We start from the raw sequence: 21,762 nt of genomic DNA on the forward strand, positions 1-21,762 counted from the left end.
AAAGATTGCGTTGCATGGGACCGGAGTTAGCGCTGAAGCGCTAACTGGTCGACACGCTAACGCCGGTCGACCGCAACGGGTTGCATGGGACCAGAGTAAGCGCTAAAGCGCTAACTCTGGTCGACACAGGAGAAGACGGCATGGCCCCGGATCTGGATTCGCGGATCGAAACGTATTACGTGCGGGTGCGCGGCATGGTGCAGGGCGTCGGCTTTCGCCACGCGACCATGCGGCAGGCGCACGCGCTCGGTATCAAGGGATGGGTGGCGAATCTCGACGACGGTTCGGTCGAAGCCATCTTGCAAGGATCGGCCAACCAGGTCGACCGGATGCTGTCATGGCTGCGCCACGGGCCGCCGGCGGCGCGGGTGACCGAGGTCACCGGCGAAGAGCGCGTGACGGAAAAGCGTTACGAGCGTTTCGAGCAGCACTGAGAACGCGCGTGATGGAACGGCAGGGCGGCGCGGCATCATGCTGATGTCGGGCCGCCTTGCCGTTTTTGCGTAGATTACTGCGTCGGTAGCTACGTCGGTCGCTGAGTCGATAAATTCAACGCGCCACCAGCAGGCTCTCCGCAAAACCCCATTCCCCTTCGATCCATTGATGGCTGCAGACGAAGCCGGCGTCGTCCGCAATCGCGGGCACTTCGTCGGCGCGATATTTGTGGCTGCTCTCGGTCCAGATCGTTTCGCCTTCCTTCAGCGTGACCGTCAGTTGCGCCGCGCCCACGTGGGCTGTGACGTCGCGTTTTGCGCGCAGATGCATTTCGATGCTGCGCGCGTCCGGATTGAAACGTGCGACGTGTTCGAACGCGTCGAGCGGAAAGTCGCCGTCAAGTTCGCGATTGACCCGCGCCAACAGGTTCAGATTGAACGACGCGGTCACGCCGATCGAATCGTCATAAGCCGCCACCAGCACCGGCGTGGGCTTGATCAGATCGGTGCCGAGCAGCAACGCGTCGCCGGGTGCGAGCATGTTGCGGATGTCGCGCAGAAAACGCGTGGCCGCGAGCCGGCCGAAATTACCGATGGTGCTGCCGAGAAACAGTACAAGTAAGCGTTCGTCCGATGCGCGGTTCTTGCTGACCTCGGCGAGGCCCGCCAGATAATCGCGCTCGTAACCGACAATCGAAATCCGTTCGATGTCGCCGAGCTCGCGCCTGCACAACTGCAAAGCGCTGCGCGAAATTTCAATCGGACAGTATGAAGTAGGGCGCTTTTTACACAGCGCTTCCAGAATGCGCCGCGTTTTGCGGCCACTGCCGCTGCCGAGTTCGGCGACGGTGACGTCATGCGGCAGGTGCGCGACGATGTCCGCGGCGTGCTTCGCCAACAGGCGCTCTTCGGCGCGCGTCACGCCGTATTCGGGCAGCACGGTGATCACCTCGAACAGCGCCGAGCCGACTTCGTCATACAGATATTTCGACGGCAGTTCCTTCTGCGGTGCGTGGGTGAGTCCGGCGCGGACGGCGGCGGCAAAGGCGGAGCGTAGGTCGGGTGATACGTCGTACGAGAGGGCTGGCTGGGTCATGCTGGCTCCAGTAGTCACATTCGGTGGTCGGGGGTTGCTGACCTGGCGGCGGCGTGCGCGGCGAAACGCAATTGATACATGCCGCTGAAAGAGGAGCGGACCGGATTCGCCGTGATGCGATGGCATTTATTCCCGGACCGAAGGATTGATGCAGCAAGACTCGTAGCAAGATTCGCGCTTGTGCGACGAGCTTCGGCGTGACGACTTCAGCATTGCCGGTTGCGCGTGAAGTTATGTTCTAGTGCATCGGCGCGCGATGCGCACGAAATAAATGCGGCACGCTGCGGAAAACGTACGTGTGCTGTCGCCGGATAACCCGTCTAGAATGCCGGCTTGCATCGAATATCGACAAAAAATCGCAGTGCTCGCGCAGTGCTTGATCTGCTTGCTGCACGGTAGAGACAACCAAACTTAATGACAACAACCCAGGCCACGCCCTTGCATGCTGCGCTGCACACGTTCCCGATTTCGCAGCAGGCCGCCGAATGAACCAGTATGACCCGAAGCGCGGGATTGCGTTGTCAGTGGGCGCGTCTGCGCTATTTGCATTGCTGTCGGGTTACGCAAAACTTCTCGCGCCACTCAGCGGCCTTGACATCTTCGCGTGGCGCATCGTGTGGACCGTACCGGGCGCGTTATTGCTGATCGTTCTGCGCCAACGCCTGCCGATATTCCGGCAATTGATTGCCCGCATGTTCCGCGAGCCGGTGCTTGGCCTCTCGATGATCGCCGGCGCGGTGCTGCTCGGTCTGCAACTATGGGTGTTTCTATGGGCGCCGCTGCACGGCCGGATGCTCGAAGTGTCGCTCGGCTATTTCCTGTTGCCGCTGGTGATGGTGCTGGTTGGACGCTTCTACTATCACGAGCGGCTCGACGGCTTGCAGTGGCTGGCCGTCGCCTGCGCCGCATGGGGCGTCGTGCATGAACTTTGGGTGACAGGCGCGTTCTCGTGGCCGACCTTGCTCGTCGCACTCGGTTATCCGCCGTATTTCGTGCTGCGCCGCAAAATCAACCATGATTCGCTGGCGATGTTCACCGTGGAGATGTCGGTGCTGCTGCCGGTGGCGATCATGCTCGTCATCAGCGGCGGCTCGCTGACAAAGATCGCCGGCCGTCTCGACATGTGGTGCCTGCTGTTACCGGGCCTTGGCGCGCTCAGCACCGTCGCGCTGGCTTCGTATCTGAAGGCGAGCCGCTTGTTGCCGGTCGCGTTGTTCGGCATTCTCGGCTATGTCGAGCCCGTGTTGCTGGTGGTGGTCTCGGTGACCTTGCTCGGCGAAACGCTGGGCGCACAGCAGTTGGCCACCTACATACCGATCTGGATCGCGGTCGCGCTGACCGCGTTGCATAGCGTGCGGCTCGTACGCGTCGCGCCGCGCTGAGCGGTGCCGGCCGAATGCGGCGCGCGTGTTCAACGATGCGCCGCCGCACGATCCGGGTTAATACGCGTTGGGCCGACTTGCGCTTCGATCGCTTCGCGCAGCGCAGGCCGCCAGCCGAAACCGAACAATGCTTCGGCAAGCACGAACAGCGGGCCGATCAGAAGCCCGATCACGTCGTCGACAAAGGCCGGCTTGCGATGCTCGTACGCGACGTGGCCGATGAACTGAAACACCCAGCCGACCACGAACAGGCCGATGCCCGAGGCCAACCAGATGAGCGTCGAATGCGCGGCCAGCCACTGACCGCACCCGACGCACAACACCGACACGACCGTCATCATCGCGCCGAGCGGCACATCGAGCATGAAGTAATAGAGCGTTGCCGCTACGAACAATATCCACGCGGGCGATAGCGAAAACGGCAACGCGCCGAAAATGAACGCGGGCCGGCTCAACAGCACCGCCAACGCCAGCACGATCATCGGAATGCCGATGAAATGCGTGGCGATATTGCGCCGGTCACGATGGTAGGCCGCGTATTGCGTAAGCTGTTCGGTCAGCGTTCTCATGGATGCCGCTCCTCAATCAAAATCAGCATAATCGCGGGCAGCGGAATTTGAAACCATCGGGTAGCCGACAATCAGCCGGCAATCGGGCACGGATGCCATCCTATGACTGCGAGTTTTTCATCGAGTGAGCTTGCCGCGGTGCTTGGCCGCGGCGCGTGGTTTCGCTCGGCGCCCACTATGATGCAGGCGCAACTGATCGAAGCGGGCCGTATCGAGCGCCTGCCTGCAGGTCAACGGCTATTCACGCGGGGCGATCTCGACGATGGCCTCTACTGCGTACTCGACGGCCTAGTGCGAATCGGCGCGGCCAGTGAGGCGGGCAAGGAAGCGTTGCTGGCGGTCATCGAGCCGGTGAACTGGTTCGGCGAGATCGCGCTGTTCGACAATCGCCCGCGAACCCATGACGCGTATGCCGAACGCGATTCCAAACTGTTTCATGTGCCGCGCGCCGCACTCGCCGCGCTGCTCGAGCGCACGCCCGAGTATTGGCACGTGTTCGGTTTGCTTCTGACGCAAAAGTTGCGTCTCGCCTTCGATGCCATCGAAGAGGCCGCGTTGCTTCCTGCCGCGCCGCGTGTCGCGCGGCGCCTGTTGCTGATGGCGGGTGGCTACGGCGAACCCGGCGCATTGCGGCGCGTGCTCAAAGTGCCGCAGGAAGATCTTGCGATGATGCTGGCGCTGTCGCGGCAGACCATCAATCAGGTTCTTAAGCAGTTCGAAACGCAAGGTGCGTTGAAGCTGCGTTACGCGGAAATCGAACTTGCCGATGTGCAAAAACTCGGCGCACTCGCCGTTCTGAATCCGGTTTCGGATTGACGGCGTCACTCGCTTACGCAAAAAACGCAAACGGCATCCCGGTGCGCAGGTAGTAGTCGGCGAGGCGCTGCAACGCATCGATGTCGACTTCGCCGTTGCGCCGAAGCGTAACGATGGGCAATCAGATGCCTGAAAACATGACTAGCACGCCTTTGCGACGACGTTGCGTCGCGTGAGCGGCCCGATCAACGCCGCGGAAAGCGTCCTGATCAGTGTGTGCAGGGTGAAGTCGAGGTCGTCGGGCGCGATGTCGAGTTGCAAGCGAACCTCGTCGCGAACCACCTCAGTGCTGACGACGTACACGCCGAGTGGCGAGTGCAATAGCGTGCGGAGTTCGGTGCCTGCAGGGTCGTGCGACTGGTGAGGAAGGGTGACCTGCAAGCGGGCACGCGTCGCGGGAAAGGGGATGACGTTGCTACGTCGAACGGTTGATTTGTTGAGCAGCTGCGTGTCGAAGCTGTCGAGTGATTGGGTGAGTGCCATGCGATGCGGCGTAGACGCCATGGTTGGTCAAGACAGTTTCGAGAGTAGACGTCCCCGAGTAAACACAGTGCAAAAATTAAAGAGCCGAGCGAAAAAATGATGCGCGCTGCGCACGGCGAGAAGAAGCGATGGATAAAGAAGCGCATAAAAAAAGGCGAGTCATAAGACTCGCCCTCCCTGAACGGCACAGTTCGGCTTTGATTAACTACACATGCCTTGCCGGTGCGTGCCGAAAACCGGACACGTGTTATTGCGTTTTGGTCGTGTCGGTTTTTGCGCCGTCGGCTTTAACCGGGGCATTGCTGGCCTCGTTCGCGCTACCCGTTTTGGTCTTGTCCGCGCCTGCTTCGACAGCGTCTTTCTTCTTGCTGGTTTTATGGACCGGCTTCTTCGCGGCGTGAGCGGTGGAGGCCTTTTTCACATGCGTTTTCGTCGTGGCTTTCGTCGTGGCCGTGCCGGTCTCGGCGGCGCCGGTTTGCACAGCCGTGCTTGCCTTCAGATTTGCCTGGCCAGCGGGTTGCGTTTGCGCGGGTTGCAGCGGTTGTGTGGTCGACGGTGCGGCGGTTTGCGCGAAAGCGGTCGACACGAGCAGAGCGGAAGCGAGAGCGGCGAAAAGCGTCTTCATGGTTTAACTCCTTGGTTTAACCGGTTGAATCTTGTGTGGCGGCTGAGATTTTTCAGCGCTGCCGGTTTAACGTTGACCGGAAGACAGGAGTTGACGATGCGCTGGTGACAAAACGTAACGGTTGAAACAAGCCGGGTTGCGTCGACGGCCGCCAGCACCGTGCGCGATCGAAATAAACAGGGTGCGCGCCGCGCCCGCTTTGTGCTGCGTGCGCGGCGATGCGGTAACGTTATTGAAACGGATTCTGCACGACGCCCGGTTTCGCATCCGGCTCGTCCTTTACCTTGGCGGGCAGATTGGTCTGGGCTTGCAACGCGGCGACGATCGCATCAACCGCTTCCTTGAGCGCGAGCGCCGCCTTGAGTCCGCGCTGGTCCTGCGTTAGCTCCAGGGTTCCGTTCAGGACGACGCGGGTGGTGCCGTTGCTCACGGTGAGCGCATCGCCCTGAATGTTGAGCACGTCGTCATCGTTCGAATAGGGTTTAAACACCTTTCAGTCCTCCCGGTCGCTGATCTTTGAGATTCTCCGGAATGCCCGGAAAACGGATACCGCTCGCCGTTTCGAGTTCGTGAATCGTCTTGATGTCGTAACGGTTGGTCGAGACATTGTCCACCACCACCGCGAACGCCATCCGCTTCGACGGCACGTAGACGATCTTGAACAATTGCGTCGGCACGAAAACGCGCGTCGGCCCGATGGTCTGCAATTGCTGGCCGTTGAAAATCGGCCCGGTGACCACGTAGGTATCGTCGTACGACATCGCGATTTTGCGCACCGAGGTTTCGATACGCGCCCACAAGCGCTGATTGTTCTCGCGGTTTTGCGGGACCACGTTGGCGAGTGAAAACGATTGTGCCATCGCTTCCTGATTCCAGCGATTGCCGGCCGGGCTCATATGACCACGATCGAAACCGCTGCGTTTATAGTCCGCCAGCGTCGCGCCTTCGCCGTCGGGCAGGCGCGCATCTTCGAAGAACTTGTTGGTGCGCACCATGTCTTTGGCGGCTTCGATGTGATCGCGCGTCAGATGCTCGGCGGACCACAGCGGACCATGCGTGATACCGGAATGCAGAACGGCGAAATCGGTGTAGCAAAGCATGCGCGTTCTCGGCGCCATCTTCTGATTGGTCAGCACCGGCCACTGCGCGTTTGGTGTGAACTGGGTGCAGGAGGGCGCCGCGCTCGCGTGAGCGGCGACGGCAAACAACAGACAGGCGAACCACTTCTTCATGAGTTAATTGGTCGAGGGATGGGGGGCGCAAGTATAGCGTTGCGAACCCGATTCGAGCGACGTGGGACGCACGAAAACACAACGGAAATTGAGGGGATTTGTGCGGAGCGCCCAGGAAAACCGGAACTGCTTTGGGCAAAAAAAATGGGCCGCCTTGCAGCGACCCTAATGCGTGGATTTCCAACTCTACGCACGCAAACTTAAGAACGGCTTAAACGCCGGCAAAAGTGCGGCGGCGGATGAACTGCCTGCAGATGGGGCGTACAAGTCCGCCTGCGCTCAGGCGGCGCCGTTCGATTCGTACGATCGTTCGCTCGACAAGAAAGCGCGGGAAGCTAATTCCCGAACACGCTGTGTTCGGCGTGGGTCGTTTGCCGGTCGACGGCTTGCAGGCGCCAGAAGCCGCTCGTTTGCGCGTGCGTCGGCACGGCTGTCCATGCGGCGGCGCCTTGCGCTGCACTTACTTGCTGTTTGCGGTCCACGTGTAATCCGCGCAGCGTGCACAGCGGCGCGTCCGCGCTCGGCGCGCAGAGCGTGGTGACGCCGTTGTCGTCGTGTAATTCGCCCCACGGGGGCAGATCGATCCCTTGATGCGCTTCTCTCGACCACCGGTGCTCTTCGGTGTCGAGCCATAGCACAGCGTAATCGTGGCTAACGGTGGGATCGGAACCGTTGATCAGGATGGTCAGGCGCATGGCAGTTCCGTACAAATTGCGAAGTATTGCTCTATCAGTCTACGCCGCGACGCGCGTTATGCAAGCCAAAGGTACGGCAATCTGGCACGAAAAAGCTTGACGCGATGCCTGCGGCTGTACGATAGCGGCGTCCATGTGATGTTCGCGGAGGCGTGTCATGTTGCGTCGATTTTTGCAGCTCGCGGGGTTGGCCTTTCCTTGAATTGTTAGTGGTTTATTAGCTTCGCCCCTGTGCTGTTTGCCTTCGCTGCGCTTTATGTCTGGGTGCCTGCGGGGTTGGCCTTTCCTTGTTTTGTTAGTGGTCTATTAGCGTCGCCCCTGTGCTGTTTGCCTTCGCGGCGCTTTTTGGCTGGGTGCCTGCGGTGTTGGCCCTTCCTTGAATTGTTAGTGGTCTATTAGCTTCGCCCCTGTGCGGGGCAGGCACTTACTTTCTTTGCGGCCGCAAAGAAAGTAAGCAAAGAAAGCGGCTTCACACCGCTAACTTTGAAGCGGGTCCCCTGGCTTGGAGGAGGTAGTGGTGCATCTGGAATCGGTGTTCCCGCACATTCCGCCCTGGTGACAAGGCAGTCATACTTCCGGCGGCGCTGCGCGCCGTGGCGGTACTTCACGAAACCGGCGGGTCCGTCGCCCGTAGGGTGCTTCCGGGGCCTGCGGTTGTTCAAGCGTAGTGGCTTGCCTTTGCTGCGCTAGCGTAACGCGCGGCTGCGCTTCGCTCGGCACTTTTCCGTGCCTGCGATGGTTTGCCCTTACGTCCCTAATGCCTCGCTGAGGTGCTAGCGTCTCACCTGGAATGGAGGCGCGCACTTGCACACCTGGGCGCTTCGCCGAGGCGAAGCCGATGGCCCCCACCGAGCAAAAAACCAACCACGGGTTTCCCTTGCAGACCGTTCCGGCGAGCACGTAGTGCGAGGCGGGAAGGATGCTGCCGGAAGCGCGTACACCCCATTGGTTTTGAGAAGTACCGCTGCGACGCGCGCAGCGCCGCCGGAAGAATGACTGCCTTGTCACCAGCGTGGAGTGTGCGGGAGCACTGATTCCAGATGCTCCACTGCCTCCTCCAAGCCAGGGGACCCGCTTAAGAATTAGCGGTGTGAAGCCGCTTTCTTTGCTTACTTTCTTTGCGGCGGCAAAGAAAGTAAGTGCCTGCCCCGCACAGGGGCGAAGCTAATAGACCACTAACAAATCAAGGAAAGGCCAACCCCGCAGGCACCCAGCCAAAAAGCGCCGCGCAGGCAAACAGCACAGGGGCGAAGCTAATAGACCACTAAGAATTCAAGGAAAGGCCACCGCCGCAGGCAAACAGAAGAATGCCGCCGCCAAAGGCAAAACCGAAAGCACAGCCCAACCCCAAGCCCTCAGCCAAGATCAAGCGCATTAGTCAAATCGCCAAGCGGCGCCAACCCATTCTCCGCAAAAGCGCGATCTCTCGCCACAACCCCATCCAGCGGCGCCAGCCCCCCCACCCGACTAATAAACCGCAGAATCGAGTTAGTGTCATACACCGTATGATCGACAAACCCTCTCTTCGCCAGCGGCGAAATCACAATTGCGGGAATCCGCGACCCCGGCCCCCAGCGATCGCCCTTAGGCGGCGCGACAGGATCCCACCAGCCGCCGTTCTCGTCGACGGTGACGATCACCACAGTGTTAGCCCACTGCGCACTGCGCTGAATATGCTCGATGACGTGCGCAATATGCCGGTCGCCTGATTCGACGTCCGCATAACCCGCATGCATGTTGAGATCGCCCTGCGGTTTGTAGAACGTGACGGCCGGCAGGCGCCCCGCATCGATATCGGCGAGCAGGCGATTGGTCGCCGCTTCGTTGCCCAAGCCCGCATCGCGCAGATATTTACGGCGCGCCGCAGTGCCCGGCGCGTAGTTGGCGAAGTAGTTGAACGGCTGGTGGTGATACTGAAAGTCGGGTACGGCACCGGTGTCCTGATGTTCGAGTGCGTATTGCCACGCGCCGCTGTACCACGCCCAATCGACACCCTTGTCCGTCAGACGGTCGCCGATCGTCGCGAACTTTTGCGGCGGCAGGACGCGCGGATTCGATGGGTCGGCGAGCGTCGGATCGCCGCCCTGCGCCGCACGCACGTTGCTCGGCTGATAGGGCGGCGCCATCGTGTTGACGGCGTAGCCGTCGGCGGTGAACAAGCCATCGTTGACGTATTTCGGCGGACCGTCGAGCGCGGATGCGGGCGAATCCGCCGCCAGCTTGAGGCGCGTGCCGGTAGGGTCGTCGCCTTCGACCACCGACACCAGCTTCTTCGCCGGACTGTTATGCACGTCCGGGTAGAACGGCGCCTGCGCCGAGATCAGAAAAATGTGGTTCAGCCACGAGCCGCCGAAGGCCGCCATGAAGAAGTTGTCGCATAGCGTGTACTGCCGTGCGAGATTCCACAGACGCAGCGTGTCGGCGGAATTGCGGTAGTGGCCCATCACCAGGCCGCCGGAATCGCTCCATGCGGCGAACTGATTGTTGCGCCCGGCGTTGATCTGCATCTGGTTCTGATAGAAACGATGCACCAGATCGCGCGTAATGACACCGTTCGGCAGCGGCGCCCCCTGCGCGTCGGTGATGTTGAACGGCCGGTTGTGCAAGCTGCCGATATCGCGCTCGCCAATCATGTAGCGCTTGCCGTCCACTTCCTGCGCCTGCGGCACGAGGCCGCCCCAGATCTTCGGCAACTGCGGCAGCGGCGTCTTGCCGTCGCGGTCGAGTTGCAGGTAACGCTCGGCTGTCACTGCATCGAGTGGATACTGGACGCCGGGAAAATTGCCGTACAGGTTAGCGAAGCTGCGGTTCTCTGCGTAGATCACCACGATATGACGGACCTGGTCGCGCAGCGCGGCGTCGAGTCGCAAGTCGGCGGCACTGCGCGGCGCGGCGCCGTTCGCCGCACTCTGGTCAGCAGTGTGGCAGCCGGCGAGAGCGAGTCCCATGCCAACCGCTGCGAGGCCGGTCAGGACACGGCGGCGCTCGGGATCGTCAGGGGCGTCGTCAGGATTGGGCGGCAGGGCGGAGTCGTTGTCGGTCATCGGTGTTTTCGCAGTTTGCGTGACGGGTGTCAAAGCGGGCGTTAAAGCGCTGCTCGCGGCGGCGTGCGCGCGACGACGGTTTAAGGTTTGGACTGGCCCGGCCGGGCCAGCTTAAGGCAGACGCCGCTTGACACGCCAACTGTTGTGCGTCGCGTCAACGGCCAGCAGGAGCCAATGTCTGGCGTCGACGGGATGGCGTCTTTGCGTGGCGTAGCCGTCGACAGTCAATTCGAGTTCGTCGGGCGCGCGGCGATGGCAGGTGGCGTGTGCGCCTGAGCCGTCCGCGAATTCGACTATCGCGGCGGCCGCGCGGGCCGGCTCGGGCAGGTGCGCGATGCGCACCGCACAGCCCGGATAAAGATGCGAGTCATCGACCTGAATCTGGATGGAATCGGACATGAGCGTGCCCTCCGGACGCGTGCGAGGAGCGAAAGCGCGGCGAGACGGCCCGGCGCTACGAACCGCATCAAAGGATAGCACCGCGCGAAATGGTGGCGGTGCACAAACTGCATTGCCAGCCGCCGCAAATAAGCGCCCGCTACGCCCGCCGCGCCGCTCGCCAGATAAATGACCGTCCCATGCTTCGCGCTATCATGCTGATCTGTAAACGATGAACAGCAGAAACGGCAGCCAAGATGGCAAAAGAAGACCAGACAGGAGCGGGACGCAAGCACGCGAGGCCACGCGGCGCGGCAGCGCCGACTCCGCAAGACGACGCGGCGTTGTCCCGGGCGGACAGCGCTGATTCCACCGATTCCGCCGATGAAGAGAGTACCGGCGGATCGACCTACCTCGTGCCGGGGCTGGAGCGCGGCCTGCGCATCCTCGCCGAATTCAGCGCGCGCGAGCCGGTGCTCGGCGCGCCCGAATTGTCGAAGCGCATCGGGATTCCGCGCACCACCACTTTCCGTTTATTGCAGACGCTCGAAGCCCTCGGCTTTCTCGAGCGCGTCAATGGCGACCGCTATTTCCGCCTGAGCGTCGCGGTGCTGCGGCTCGGCTTTGAATACCTGAGTTCGCTCGAACTCACCGACGTCGGCACACCGATTCTCGAACGCTTGCGCGATGTGACCGGCCTGAGCACGCATCTGCTGATTCGCGATCAGCGTGACGTGGTGTTCGTTGCCAAGGCGCAGACCCATGAGCCGATGTTCAGTTCGGTGAAGGTGCATGTCGGCACGCGTTTGCCGGCGCATGCCACCGTCCATGGGCAGGTGCTGATGGGCGATTTGAGCTTCGAGGAATTGCGTCAGTTGTATCCCGAACAGCAACTCGAACGCTTCACCGAACGCACGCCGGCGACTGTCGAAGAGCTGTACGGAAGAGTGCGCGAAAGCGCGGCGCTCGGCTACGCGTTGAGCGAAGCATCGTTCGAGCGGGGGATTTCGGTGGTAAGCGCGCCGGTACGCGACCAAAGCGGCAGGATCGTCGCCGCGCTGACCGTCACCATTCCACGTTCCGATATCGGTGAAGCGGAAGAACGCGAACCGCTCGTCATCGCGGTGTGCCAGGCGGCGCTCGAATTGTCCGAACGGCTCAGCTATCGCCCACGGCCGGATGATCCGACCGCGGCCCAAGCTCGCCGCAAACCCGTCGCGGCGAACTGATTCTGCGTCGGCCCATGTTCAACGGCCCGGCTTTTTTCACAGCCGGGCCGTTTGCTTCACACTATCGACATCACTTGCATCAGAACGAGTGGTGGATGCCAGTCAGGATAATCGTCTGGTTCCGGCCACTCGACACGCCCGCCGTAAAGAATGCGGCGTCCGTGTTGGAGCCCGCGCGCTCATAGAGCGCATTGACGTACAACTGCGTCGACTTCGACAGCGCGTAAATATCGCCGATCTCGAACTGCGTCCAGCGATGGCCGGCCATCGTTGTCGTCGCGGCGCCGCCGGCCACGCTGTTGAACGGCGTGAACTGGTAATTCGCGCCGACGTCGTAGCTCTGATACGTGTCCGAATGCCCCGACGATTCCAGCTTCACGCGCGTGTACAGGCCGTGCACCAGCAGCTTGCCGAACTGGTATGACGCGCCCGCGCCCATGTTTTCGACCTTGCTCGCCGTGTAGTTCGCGGCCGCCACGCCCTGGAAGTTGGTGATGCCCGTCGTTACGATCGACGGCGTGCGGTCATGCTCGTTTGCGTACGTCGCGCCGGCCTTGAACGGACCGTTCGCATAGCTAAGCGCAAAGCTCAGTGTCTTGCCGGTCGAGAAGTTGGTCGTGTTGCCGAGCCCCATCATCGCGCCGAACGAGAAACCGCCGAAACTCGCCGAGCGGAATTTCATCGAGTTGTCGAACGGCACCACGCCGGTGTCGGCGAGTTCGTCGATATTGCCCGGGTGGAACGCGTACCAGCTCGCAGCCAGATAAGCCGTGCTCAATGGACCCAGCACGTCGAAGCTGAACGGCGTCTGATGGCCGAACGTCAGCGTGCCGATCTTGTCCGAACTCAGTCCAACAAAAGCCTGGCGATTGAACAGCGTGCCGGCTTTAGCGAAGTTACCGGTGTTCGTATAAAAACCGTTCTCCAGCTGGAAGACCGTCTTCAATCCGCCGCCCAGATCCTCGACACCCTTCAGGCCCCAGCGGTCCGGCTGCATGTTGCCCTGTTCCTCGATCCACTTCGAATGGCCACCCGCATTGCTGATATACGCGACACCGGCATCCAGGCTGCCGTATAGCGTGACACTGCTCTGCGCCCAGGCGCCTGTCGTTGCGCAGATTGCCGCTACGCCGGCTGCAATGATGTGCTTCACCGTTGGTTCTCCTGATCACACGACGGTTAGCGCTTTCGCGATTCCGTCATCCCTGATCCGTACTGTGGGTTGATGCAGCTTTGGGTTTATGCGCCAAAACTGCTACGCTTTATGTTCCACCTATGGGCGTCTGTATCGCCTATGGAAAAGTATAGTGAGTCTGGAAGTGGTCAAAATAAATTTTCGGACCCCGTACAAACCCGCATGAGCGCCTCGGCATTTGTCTGGAAATAAGCCGAAAACCCATGCCTGGAAAGGCTCTGATGGCAGCGCGGCCACTCGCATCAGTCCACGCAACGTTGTGTTGTGGGTACCACACTCGGTGTTTTCCCCTAGCTGCCGCGATTTTTATTTCTTCTCGCCGAAGCCGATCCTATAATTATCCATACACGAACTGATGTTCCTTGTATGGAACATAGAGCTTCAGGAGAAAGGCGAGAAATGACTGAACAATGGCGCTGCGCCGGCCATGCCGGCGACCTGTCCGACGACGCGCCGATCGAGTTCAAGCTCGACGGCACCGAAATCGGCATCTACAAGGTGGGCGATGCGCTGTACGCGCTGGAAAACGTCTGCCCCCATGCGTACGCGTTGCTGACGCAGGGCTTTGTCGACGGTGACACCGTCGAATGCCCGCTGCACGAAGCCGTGTTCCATATCCCGACCGGCAAATGCCTGAAAGAGCCGGGTGGCCGCGACCTGAAGATGTACTCGGTACGTCTCGCCGGCGAAGAAATCCAGATCAAGGTGGAATGACATGCGAGAGGTAGCCGTGAACTTCAATCCCTTCCTGAAGCCGTGGCTCGCGCCGCAGCCGAACAACGTCGCCGGCAAAGGCGTGATCGAAAAGCCGGGCGAGACCGAAAACTTCATCTGGCAAACGCGTAAGGCCGAGCCGACCCAGTACGAAAACGACTTCGGCGATGCGCTCGAAAAAGTCTTCGAAGCCGGCGCGATGGAGTTGCAGGAAGTCGTCGACGGCTTGAATGGCGTGGGTTTCCGCACACCCGAGGGCAATGCGTGGGACGCCGACGGCCTCGCCGCCGAATTCCGCCTGCTCGCCGACTAGGCGCGCGTTCCCGAACACGTTCCATCGCATCCGTATCCGGAGTCTCTTCATGACGTCCCCCAATACAACGACTCAAAGCGCGGCCGACCCGATTCAGTCCTATCTGGACCGCGGCCTGCGCAACTACTGGTATCCGGTCGCGCCGAGCTGGCAGGTCGGCGACGCGCCGGTCGGCATCACGCGCCTCGGCGACCAGATCGTGCTGTGGCGCGACAAGGAAGGCAAAGTCCGCGCGCTCGAAGACCGCTGCCCGCACCGCGGCGCGCGTTTGTCGCTCGGCTGGAACCTCGGCGGCAGCGTCGCGTGCTGGTATCACGGCATTGAAATCGACGGCGGCGGCACGGTCACCAAAGTGCCGGCTGTGTCGAACTGTCCGCTGGAAGGCCAGAAGTGCGTGAAGTCATATCCGGTCGAAGAGCACGCCGGCGCGATCTTCCTGTGGTTCGGCGACGACGCTCATCAAGAACCCATGCCGCTCGTGCTGCCGGAAGAACTGGTCGGCGAGGCGTACGCGAACTTCCTGTGCATGTCGAACTGGAAGTGCAATTACCAGTACGCGATCGACAACGTGATGGACCCGATGCACGGCGCGTATCTGCACGCGACCTCGCACTCGATGGCCGAAGGCGACAAGCAGGCCGACATGCGCGTGCGCAAGACCGAAACGGGCTTGATGTTCGAAAAGATCGGCCAGCGCGACGTGAACTTCGACTGGGTCGAACTCGGCGAAACCGGCACGCTGTGGATGCGCCTCGCGATTCCGTACAAGAAGAAGTTCGGCCCGGGTGGCAACTTCGGGATCATCGGCTTTGCTACGCCGGTCGACGAAAACAACTGCCAGGTTTACTTCTGGCGCACCCGCAAGGTGTCGGGCTGGCAGCGCGACGCATGGCGCTTCATGTACCGCAACCGCCTGGAAGGGCTGCACTGGGCCGTGCTCGAGCAAGACCGTTACGTGCTCGAAAGCATGGCGCCGAATGCACGCGAACACGAATTCCTCTATCAGCACGACGTCGGCATGACGCGTGTGCGCCGCATGCTGCGTCAGCGCGCGCAACAGCATTTCGCTGAGCTGGACGCGCATCGCGCTCAGGCTGAAAGCGCTCAAACCGAAGCAGCAGGCCACAGCCATGCATAACGAAGCGCCACCGGCGTTGTCAGCGCTCAAAGGCCGGCGCGTCCTCGTGACGGGCGGCGCGCGCGGTCTCGGCGCGGCATTCGTCCGCGCGCTGGCGCAGGCCGGCGCGCAAGTGGTGTTCGGCGACGTGCTGCACGACGAAGGCCGGGCGTTGGCGGCATCGCTCGTCGAGCAAGGCCATGCGGTCACGTATCTGCCGCTCGATCTCGCCGACCCCGCCAGCATCAAGCAATTCGCTGAACAAGCAGCAGCCCGGCTCGGCGGCCTGGACGCGCTGATCAACAACGCGGCGATCACCCACTCCGGCGGCAAGTTTGCCGACGAGCTGTCGGTCGACACGTGGGACGCCGTGATGAACGTCAACGTGCGCGGCACGTGGCTCATGAGCACCGCGGCGCTGCCGTACCTGCGCGACTCGGGCCGCGGCAGCATCGTCAACATCGCCTCGGATACGGCGATGTGGGGTGCGCCGAAGCTGCTCGCGTATGTCGCAAGCAAGGGCGCGGTGATTTCGATGACGCGTTCGCTGGCGCGCGAGTTCGGCGCGCACAACGTAACCGTCAACGCAATCGCGCCGGGCCTGACCGAAGTCGAAGCGACTGCGTACGTGCCCGCCGAGCGTCACCAGTATTACCTGCAAGGCCGCGCGCTGACGCGCGCACAAGTGCCCGACGATGTCACCGGGCCGGTGCTGTTCCTGTTGTCTGACGCCGCGCGCTTCGTGACCGGCCAGTTGCTGCCGGTCAACGGCGGTTTCGTGATGAATTGATCTTGTCGAATCGTAAGGAGAAAGAGATGGCGGACGCCGAATTCGAACGCAAATCGTGGGACCAACCCGCGGACGCGAGCTTTGCCCAGTGGCTGGACAGCCGCGTCGCGCGCCTGGAAACGCGTCGCTATGACTGGGACGCACTCAAGTTCCAGGCCGACTACGACCCGACATACCGCCGCGCGCAAATGCGCTATGTCGGCACGGGCGGCACGGGCGTCGCGAAGGACGCGAACACGGTACCCGCGGGCGGTTTCACGTTCTCGACGATGGTGATCCCGGCCGGCAACATCGGACCAAGCCATATTCATAGGGATGTCGAAGAAATTTTCTTCGTGCTGCGCGGCAAGATGAAAGTGATCTGCGAGAAGGACGGCGAAACGTGGGAAGCCGTGCTCGGCGAACGCGATCTGATTTCGGTGCCGCCGGGCGTGTATCGCACGGAGGTGAACATCGGTGAAGAAGACGCGTTGATGTGCGTCATGCTCGGTTCACCGAAGCCGATCACGCCGACGTATCCGCCGGATTCGCCGCTGGCGAAGCTCAAGCGCTAAGCGTTCGCACTGCCGCTCACTTTGAGAAGAGAATCCATGTCCGCAGTCCCGTCCGTCACCGCCGATCAGAACGCCACGCTCGAAGCGCGTCTTGCGCGCTTTCCGGCGCAGCAGATCTGGCTGGCATCGCAACGCGCCGTGAGCTATCGCGAAGTGGACAGCGCCGGCAGCGGTGCGTTGCCGCTGGTGTTGTTGCACGGTATCGGTTCGGGCGCGGCTTCGTGGGTGCAGCAATTCGAAGTGCTCGGCGCAACGCGCCGTGTGCTAGCGTGGGATGCGCCGGGTTATGGCGCATCCACGCCGGTAGCGGCCGAATCACCCGCCGCAGGCGATTACGCAACGGTGCTGAAGGAATGGCTCGATGTGCTTGGCATCGAACGCTGCGTGCTGCTCGGCCATTCGCTCGGCGCGATCATCGCCGGCGCGTTTGCTGCCGTGCATCCGCAGCGCGTGGCCGGCCTGCTGCTGTTGTCGCCCGCCGGCGGTTATGCCGCGGCATCGGCGCAAGTACGCGAAACGAAACGTGACCAGCGTCTTGCCATGCTGAAAGAGCTCGGCCCGCTTGGCCTTGCCGAAAAGCGCAGCACCAATATGTTGTCCGCTCACGCAAGCGACGAAGCCCGCGCCTGGGTGCGCTGGAACATGTCGCGCGTGATCCCGCACGGCTACGCCCAGGCGACGCATCTGCTCGCCAACGCCGATCTCGCCGCCGACCTCGCGCGTTACAGAGGCCGCATCAAGGTGGCGGTTGGCGCCGACGACATCATTACGCCCCCTGACGCCTGCGAGCGAATCGCACTGGCAGCGGGCACCCAATTGCAGGTCGTGCCACGCGCGGGGCACGCCGGTTATATCGAAGCACCCGCCGCGTACACCGCGATCATCGACACGTTCTGCCGCACTTGCGACGGACAACGGAGCCAATGAATGACGCCCGACACGATTAGCGCCGAGCGCGACGCGGACGACGACCGCAACGACACCAGTTACCGGGTGCCGGGTCTCGAACGCGGTCTGAAGATTCTCACGGAGTTCTCGCCACGCGAGCCGGTTCTCGGCGCACCGGAATTGTCCAGGCGCCTGAAGATTCCCCGCACGACGGTATTCCGTCTGCTGCAAACACTCGAATCGCTCGGCTTTCTCGAGCGCGCCGACAAGGACCGCAACTATCGCCTCGGCGTCGCGGTGCTGCGGCTCGGTTTCGAATATCTGAGCTCGCTCGAATTGACCGACCTCGGCTTGCCGATCATCGAAGCACTGCGCGACGACACCGGCTTGACGAGCCACATCGTGATTCGCGATGGGCGCGACGTCGTGTTCGTCGCCAAGGCACAGAGTCACGCGCCGATTTTCAGCTCGGTGAAAGTGAACGTCGGCACGCGCCTGCCTGCCTACGCGACGACCCACGGCCAGGTGCTGATGGGCGACATGACGCTCGACGAGTTGAAGAAGCTCTATCCCGAACCGGAACTCGAACGCTTCACGAAGCAAACGCCCGCCACGATCGACGACCTGTACGAACGGATTCGCGACGACGCGCGGCGCGGTTTCGCGATCAGCGAGTCGTCGTTCGAACGCGGCATTTCGGTGGTCAGCGCGCCGGTGCGTAACGACACGGGCCGCATCGTCGCGGTGATCACGACGACGATTCCGCGCCACGAGATCGACGCGTCGCTGCTCGACAGCGGTCTGATCGACAAGGTCCGTCGAGCCGCCGACGAACTCTCGCAACGGCTCAACTATCGGCCGTCCTCCGGCACGAAATACATGAAGGCATTGGGGCTCTGATGATTCAAATCGACTTGACCGGGCAGGTAGCGGTGGTGACGGGCGGCTCGTCCGGCATCGGCCTCGCGACTGCCGGACTGTTTCTGCGGGCCGGCGCGTCGGTCGCGATCTGCGGCCGCGATACCGAACGTCTTGCGCAAGCGGAAGCCGCGCTGAAGGCGCAGTTCCCTGATGCGCAGCTGTTGGCGCATGCCTGCGACGTGCTTGACGCCGACGAAGTCGCAGTATTCGCGCAAGCCGTGCAAGTGCGCTTCGGCCGCACGGACATGCTGGTGAACAACGCCGGCCAGGGCCGCGTGTCCACTTTCGCCGACACCACCGACGACGCCTGGCGCGAAGAACTCGACCTCAAGTATTTCAGCGTGATCCGCCCGACCCGCGCGTTTCTGCCGATGCTGCGCGACGCTGCCGGGTCGGACAACACCGCCGCGGTGGTCTGCGTGAACTCGCTGCTGGCATTGCAACCGGAGCCGCACATGGTCGCGACCTCGTCGGCGCGGGCCGGCGTGCTCAGCCTGATCAAGTCGCTCGCGGTCGAACTCGCGCCGCAACGCATTCGCGTGAATTCGATTCTGATCGGCATCGTCGAATCGGGGCAGTGGCGCCGCCGTTTCGCCACGCAGGCGCAGCCGGGCCAGAGCTGGGAAGACTGGACCGCCGACCTTTCGCGCAAGAAAAACATTCCGCTAGGCCGCTTCGGTCGCCCCGAAGAAGCCGCTCAAGCGCTCTTTTACCTGGCTACGACGCTGTCGTCCTATACGACGGGCAGTCACATCGATGTTTCTGGAGGCGTTGCACGACATGTCTAACACAACCACCGTTGGCGAGCTGATCGCCGCCTTTCTCGAACAATGCGGCGTTCAAACCGCATTCGGCGTGATCTCGATCCACAACATGCCGATCCTCGATGCGATCCATAACCGCGGCAAGATCCGCTACGTCGGCGCGCGCGGCGAAGCCGGCGCGGTGAACATGGCCGACGGCCTCGCGCGCGTTTCCGGTGGTCTCGGCGTTGCGTTCACCAGCACCGGCACCGCGGCGGGCAACGCAGCGGGCGCGATGGTCGAAGCCCTGACCGCCGGCACCGCACTGCTGCACGTCACCGGCCAGATCGAAACCGAGTACCTCGATCAGGACCTCGCGTACATCCACGAAGCGCCGGACCAACTGTCGATGCTGTCGTCGATTTCGAAGGCCGCGTTCCGCGTGCGTTCGGTCGAAACCGCATTGCCGACGATCCGCGAAGCGGTGCGCGTCGCGCAAACCGCGCCGAGCGGTCCGGTCAGCGTCGAAATTCCGATCGACATTCAAGCCGCCGAAATCGAATGGCCCGCCGATCTGGCCGCACCGCACGTGACCACGCTTACGCATTGCAGCAAGCGTGTCGCGCAACTCGCCGATCAACTGGCGAAGGCGAAGCGTCCGCTGCTGTGGCTGGGCGGCGGGACGCGCCATGCGCGTGCGGCGGTCGAGCGTCTGGTGGCGTTGGGCTTCGGCGTGGTGACCAGCGTGCAGGGCCGTGGCGTGCTGCCGGAAGATCATCCGGCCACGCTCGGCGCATTCAACGTGCATGCCGCAGTCGAAAGCTTCTACAAGACCTGCGACGCGCTGCTGGTGGTCGGTTCGCGTCTGCGTGGCAATGAAACGCTGAAGTACAAGCTGGCGCTGCCGCAACCGCTGTATCGCGTCGACGCCGACGCGCTCGCCGATAACCGCGGCTATCGCAACGAAATGTTCATTCATGGCGATGCGTTGGCGGTGCTTGAAGAACTGGCGACGTTGCTCGAAGGCCGCCTGAAAGTCGATCCGTCGTTCGTGCAGGACCTGGCCGCCGCGCGCGAGAGCGCCGTCGCCGATGTGGGCAAGGGCCTTGGCCCGTACAAGCGCCTCGTCGACGCGTTGCAACAAGCGGTGGGCCGCGACTACAACTGGGTGCGCGACGTCACGATCTCGAACAGCACGTGGGGCAACCGCATGCTGAAGATTTTCTCGCCGCGTGCGGGTGTCCATGCACTCGGCGGCGGCATCGGCCAGGGCATGCAGATGGGCATCGGCGCGGCGCTCGCCGGCAGCGCGGCGAAGACTGTGTGCCTCGTCGGCGACGGCGGCCTGATGGTCAACGTCGGCGAACTCGCCACCGCCGTGCAGGAAAACGCCAACGTGATGATCGTGTTGATGAACGACCAGTGCTACGGCGTGATCCGCAACATTCAGGACGCGCAATACGGCGGCCGCCGCTGCTACGTCGATCTGCATCAGCCGGATTTCGCGCAGTTCTGCGAGAGCCTGAAGCTGACGCACTACCGCATCAAATCGCTCGACCAGGCCGAAGAGATCATCCGCGAAGGCATGGCGAAGACGGGGCCGGTGCTGGTCGAAGTGGACATGTTGTCGGTCGGCTCGTTCGCCACCGCGTTCGCGGGCCCGCCGGTCAAGGAACAGGAGCCGGAACATGCGTGATGCCGATTACGCCGGACATCACGCGCCGGTCGACGTCGCGATGATCGGCTTCGGCGCGATTGGCCAGGCGGTGTACCGCTCGGTCGCCGCCGATCCGACCGTGCGCGTGTCGCACGTGATCGTGCCGGAACGCCATGCGGCGTCGGTGCGCGAAGTGGTGGGCGCATCGGTGGACGTGGTGTCGTCGGTGTCGGCGTTGAGCAGCAAGCCGCACTTCGCGCTCGAATGTGCGGGACACAGCGCGCTGGTGGATCACGTGGTGCCGTTGCTGAAAGCGGGCACGGATTGCGCGGTTGCTTCGATCGGCGCGCTGTCCGACATGATGTTACTCGACGCACTGTCCGCAGCGGCCGATGAAGGCGACGCGACGTTGACGCTGCTGTCCGGCGCCATTGGCGGCGTGGATGCATTGGCTGCGGCGAAGCTCGGTGGTCTCGACGAAGTGCTGTACACGGGCCGCAAGCCGCCTGCGGGCTGGCTCGGCACGCCGGCCGAACAGGTCTGCAATCTGAACGCGCTGACCGAAGAGACCGTGATTTTCGAAGGCAGCGCGCGTGAAGCGGCGCGTCTATATCCGAAGAACGCCAACGTCGCCGCGACGATCGCTTTGGCTGGCCTTGGTCTGGATCAGACCAGCGTGCGCCTGATCGCCGACCCGAACGTGACGCGCAACGTGCATCGGATCGTGGCGCGCGGCGCATTCGGCGAGATGTCGTTGGAGATGTGCGGCAAGCCGCTGCCGGACAACCCCAAGACGTCCGCACTGACCGCGTACAGCGCGATCCGTGCGCTACGCAATCGCGCGGCGCGCTGCGTGATTTAAGTCCTCAAGTTGAAGCTAGTTTGAA

At 62.3% G+C, this 21,762-nt stretch carries 24 protein-coding genes; 14 read left to right on the plus strand and 10 right to left on the minus strand.

The features are described from left to right. Nucleotides 1-140: 140 nt before the first annotated feature. Nucleotides 141-434 (plus strand): acylphosphatase, encoded by a 294-nt coding sequence (locus AC3WOG_RS21030; RefSeq protein WP_492579896.1) that lies wholly within the window; start codon nt 141-143, stop codon nt 432-434. Between the two features lie 115 nt (nt 435-549). Here AC3WOG_RS21030 and egtD read toward each other — a convergent pair whose 3' ends face one another. Further along, nucleotides 550-1,530: an L-histidine N(alpha)-methyltransferase gene (egtD, locus tag AC3WOG_RS21035; RefSeq protein WP_492579897.1), complete on the minus strand. Its 981-nt coding sequence runs from the start codon at nt 1,528-1,530 to the stop codon at nt 550-552. A gap of 485 nt (nt 1,531-2,015) precedes the next feature. On the opposite strand from egtD, the gene rarD reads away from it, so the two are divergent. Next, nucleotides 2,016-2,912: an EamA family transporter RarD gene (rarD, locus tag AC3WOG_RS21040; protein WP_492579898.1), complete on the plus strand. Its 897-nt coding sequence runs from the start codon at nt 2,016-2,018 to the stop codon at nt 2,910-2,912. A gap of 29 nt (nt 2,913-2,941) precedes the next feature. Here rarD and AC3WOG_RS21045 read toward each other — a convergent pair whose 3' ends face one another. Next, complete coding sequence (locus AC3WOG_RS21045) at nt 2,942-3,481, minus strand: Mpo1 family 2-hydroxy fatty acid dioxygenase (protein WP_492579899.1); 540 nt, start codon at nt 3,479-3,481, stop codon at nt 2,942-2,944. A gap of 102 nt (nt 3,482-3,583) precedes the next feature. Here AC3WOG_RS21045 and AC3WOG_RS21050 point away from each other — a divergent pair, with 102 nt between their 5' ends. Then, complete coding sequence (locus tag AC3WOG_RS21050; RefSeq protein ID WP_492579900.1) at nt 3,584-4,297, plus strand: Crp/Fnr family transcriptional regulator; 714 nt, start codon at nt 3,584-3,586, stop codon at nt 4,295-4,297. Between the two features lie 141 nt (nt 4,298-4,438). Here the strand turns inward: AC3WOG_RS21050 and AC3WOG_RS21055 are convergent, their stop codons facing one another. The 7 genes from AC3WOG_RS21055 to AC3WOG_RS21085 form a co-directional block, all read right to left on the minus strand. Beyond that, nucleotides 4,439-4,780, minus strand: a complete 342-nt coding sequence (locus AC3WOG_RS21055) for a hypothetical protein (protein WP_492579901.1) — start codon at nt 4,778-4,780, stop codon at nt 4,439-4,441. A 247-nt stretch (nt 4,781-5,027) separates the two neighbouring features. Then, the gene (locus tag AC3WOG_RS21060) at nt 5,028-5,405 is read right to left on the minus strand and encodes a hypothetical protein (protein ID WP_492579902.1); all 378 of its coding nucleotides are present in this window, start codon (nt 5,403-5,405) and stop codon (nt 5,028-5,030) included. A 229-nt stretch (nt 5,406-5,634) separates the two neighbouring features. Next, the gene (locus tag AC3WOG_RS21065) at nt 5,635-5,895 is read right to left on the minus strand and encodes a hypothetical protein (RefSeq protein ID WP_341317324.1); all 261 of its coding nucleotides are present in this window, start codon (nt 5,893-5,895) and stop codon (nt 5,635-5,637) included. Next, nucleotides 5,888-6,637 carry a DNA/RNA non-specific endonuclease gene (locus tag AC3WOG_RS21070; RefSeq protein ID WP_492579903.1) on the minus strand — a complete coding sequence of 250 codons (750 nt, stop codon included), beginning with the start codon at nt 6,635-6,637 and terminating at the stop codon, nt 5,888-5,890. Before AC3WOG_RS21070 ends, AC3WOG_RS21065 begins: the two co-directional genes overlap by 8 nt. 335 nt (nt 6,638-6,972) lie before the next feature. Then, the gene (locus AC3WOG_RS21075) at nt 6,973-7,332 is read right to left on the minus strand and encodes a DUF3564 domain-containing protein (protein WP_492579904.1); all 360 of its coding nucleotides are present in this window, start codon (nt 7,330-7,332) and stop codon (nt 6,973-6,975) included. 1,355 nt (nt 7,333-8,687) lie between these two features. Next, on the minus strand, nt 8,688-10,376 hold the full coding sequence (locus tag AC3WOG_RS21080; protein WP_492579905.1) for an acid phosphatase: 1,689 nt from the start codon (nt 10,374-10,376) through the stop codon (nt 8,688-8,690). Nucleotides 10,377-10,487: 111 nt separating this feature from the next. Continuing rightward, on the minus strand, nt 10,488-10,775 hold the full coding sequence (locus tag AC3WOG_RS21085) for a hypothetical protein (protein WP_492579906.1): 288 nt from the start codon (nt 10,773-10,775) through the stop codon (nt 10,488-10,490). Nucleotides 10,776-11,011: 236 nt separating this feature from the next. Between AC3WOG_RS21085 and AC3WOG_RS21090 the strand changes: the two genes are divergently transcribed. Next, nucleotides 11,012-11,983 carry an IclR family transcriptional regulator gene (locus tag AC3WOG_RS21090; RefSeq protein WP_492579907.1) on the plus strand — a complete coding sequence of 324 codons (972 nt, stop codon included), beginning with the start codon at nt 11,012-11,014 and terminating at the stop codon, nt 11,981-11,983. A gap of 79 nt (nt 11,984-12,062) precedes the next feature. Here AC3WOG_RS21090 and AC3WOG_RS21095 read toward each other — a convergent pair whose 3' ends face one another. Further along, the gene (locus tag AC3WOG_RS21095; RefSeq protein ID WP_492579908.1) at nt 12,063-13,136 is read right to left on the minus strand and encodes a porin; all 1,074 of its coding nucleotides are present in this window, start codon (nt 13,134-13,136) and stop codon (nt 12,063-12,065) included. A 441-nt stretch (nt 13,137-13,577) separates the two neighbouring features. On the opposite strand from AC3WOG_RS21095, the gene AC3WOG_RS21100 reads away from it, so the two are divergent. From AC3WOG_RS21100 to AC3WOG_RS21145, 10 genes are read left to right on the plus strand one after another with little or no spacing between them, the layout of a single operon-like run. Continuing rightward, nucleotides 13,578-13,892 (plus strand): non-heme iron oxygenase ferredoxin subunit, encoded by a 315-nt coding sequence (locus AC3WOG_RS21100; RefSeq protein ID WP_179711263.1) that lies wholly within the window; start codon nt 13,578-13,580, stop codon nt 13,890-13,892. A 1-nt stretch (nt 13,893) separates the two neighbouring features. Further along, nucleotides 13,894-14,205, plus strand: a complete 312-nt coding sequence (locus tag AC3WOG_RS21105; RefSeq protein ID WP_492579909.1) for a recombinase-like helix-turn-helix domain-containing protein — start codon at nt 13,894-13,896, stop codon at nt 14,203-14,205. Nucleotides 14,206-14,254: 49 nt separating this feature from the next. Further along, a complete protein-coding gene (locus tag AC3WOG_RS21110; protein WP_492579910.1) occupies nt 14,255-15,343 on the plus strand; it encodes an aromatic ring-hydroxylating dioxygenase subunit alpha in 1,089 nt (362 codons plus the stop codon). Beyond that, nucleotides 15,336-16,112 carry an SDR family oxidoreductase gene (locus AC3WOG_RS21115; protein WP_492579911.1) on the plus strand — a complete coding sequence of 259 codons (777 nt, stop codon included), beginning with the start codon at nt 15,336-15,338 and terminating at the stop codon, nt 16,110-16,112. Before AC3WOG_RS21110 ends, AC3WOG_RS21115 begins: the two co-directional genes overlap by 8 nt. 26 nt (nt 16,113-16,138) lie before the next feature. After that, the gene (locus AC3WOG_RS21120) at nt 16,139-16,666 is read left to right on the plus strand and encodes a cupin domain-containing protein (protein ID WP_492579912.1); all 528 of its coding nucleotides are present in this window, start codon (nt 16,139-16,141) and stop codon (nt 16,664-16,666) included. Between the two features lie 36 nt (nt 16,667-16,702). Further along, nucleotides 16,703-17,593 (plus strand): alpha/beta fold hydrolase, encoded by an 891-nt coding sequence (locus tag AC3WOG_RS21125; RefSeq protein WP_492579913.1) that lies wholly within the window; start codon nt 16,703-16,705, stop codon nt 17,591-17,593. Further along, complete coding sequence (locus AC3WOG_RS21130; protein WP_341317337.1) at nt 17,594-18,454, plus strand: IclR family transcriptional regulator; 861 nt, start codon at nt 17,594-17,596, stop codon at nt 18,452-18,454. Further along, nucleotides 18,454-19,263: an SDR family oxidoreductase gene (locus AC3WOG_RS21135; RefSeq protein ID WP_492579914.1), complete on the plus strand. Its 810-nt coding sequence runs from the start codon at nt 18,454-18,456 to the stop codon at nt 19,261-19,263. The genes AC3WOG_RS21130 and AC3WOG_RS21135 overlap by 1 nt, the downstream gene beginning before the upstream one ends. Next, on the plus strand, nt 19,256-20,914 hold the full coding sequence (locus tag AC3WOG_RS21140) for a thiamine pyrophosphate-binding protein (protein ID WP_492579915.1): 1,659 nt from the start codon (nt 19,256-19,258) through the stop codon (nt 20,912-20,914). The genes AC3WOG_RS21135 and AC3WOG_RS21140 overlap by 8 nt, the downstream gene beginning before the upstream one ends. After that, a complete protein-coding gene (locus AC3WOG_RS21145) occupies nt 20,907-21,737 on the plus strand; it encodes an aspartate dehydrogenase (RefSeq protein WP_492579916.1) in 831 nt (276 codons plus the stop codon). The genes AC3WOG_RS21140 and AC3WOG_RS21145 overlap by 8 nt, the downstream gene beginning before the upstream one ends. Nucleotides 21,738-21,762: the final 25 nt, after the last annotated feature.

The sequence above is a fragment of the Paraburkholderia sp. FW306-02-B genome (genome assembly GCF_058782725.1).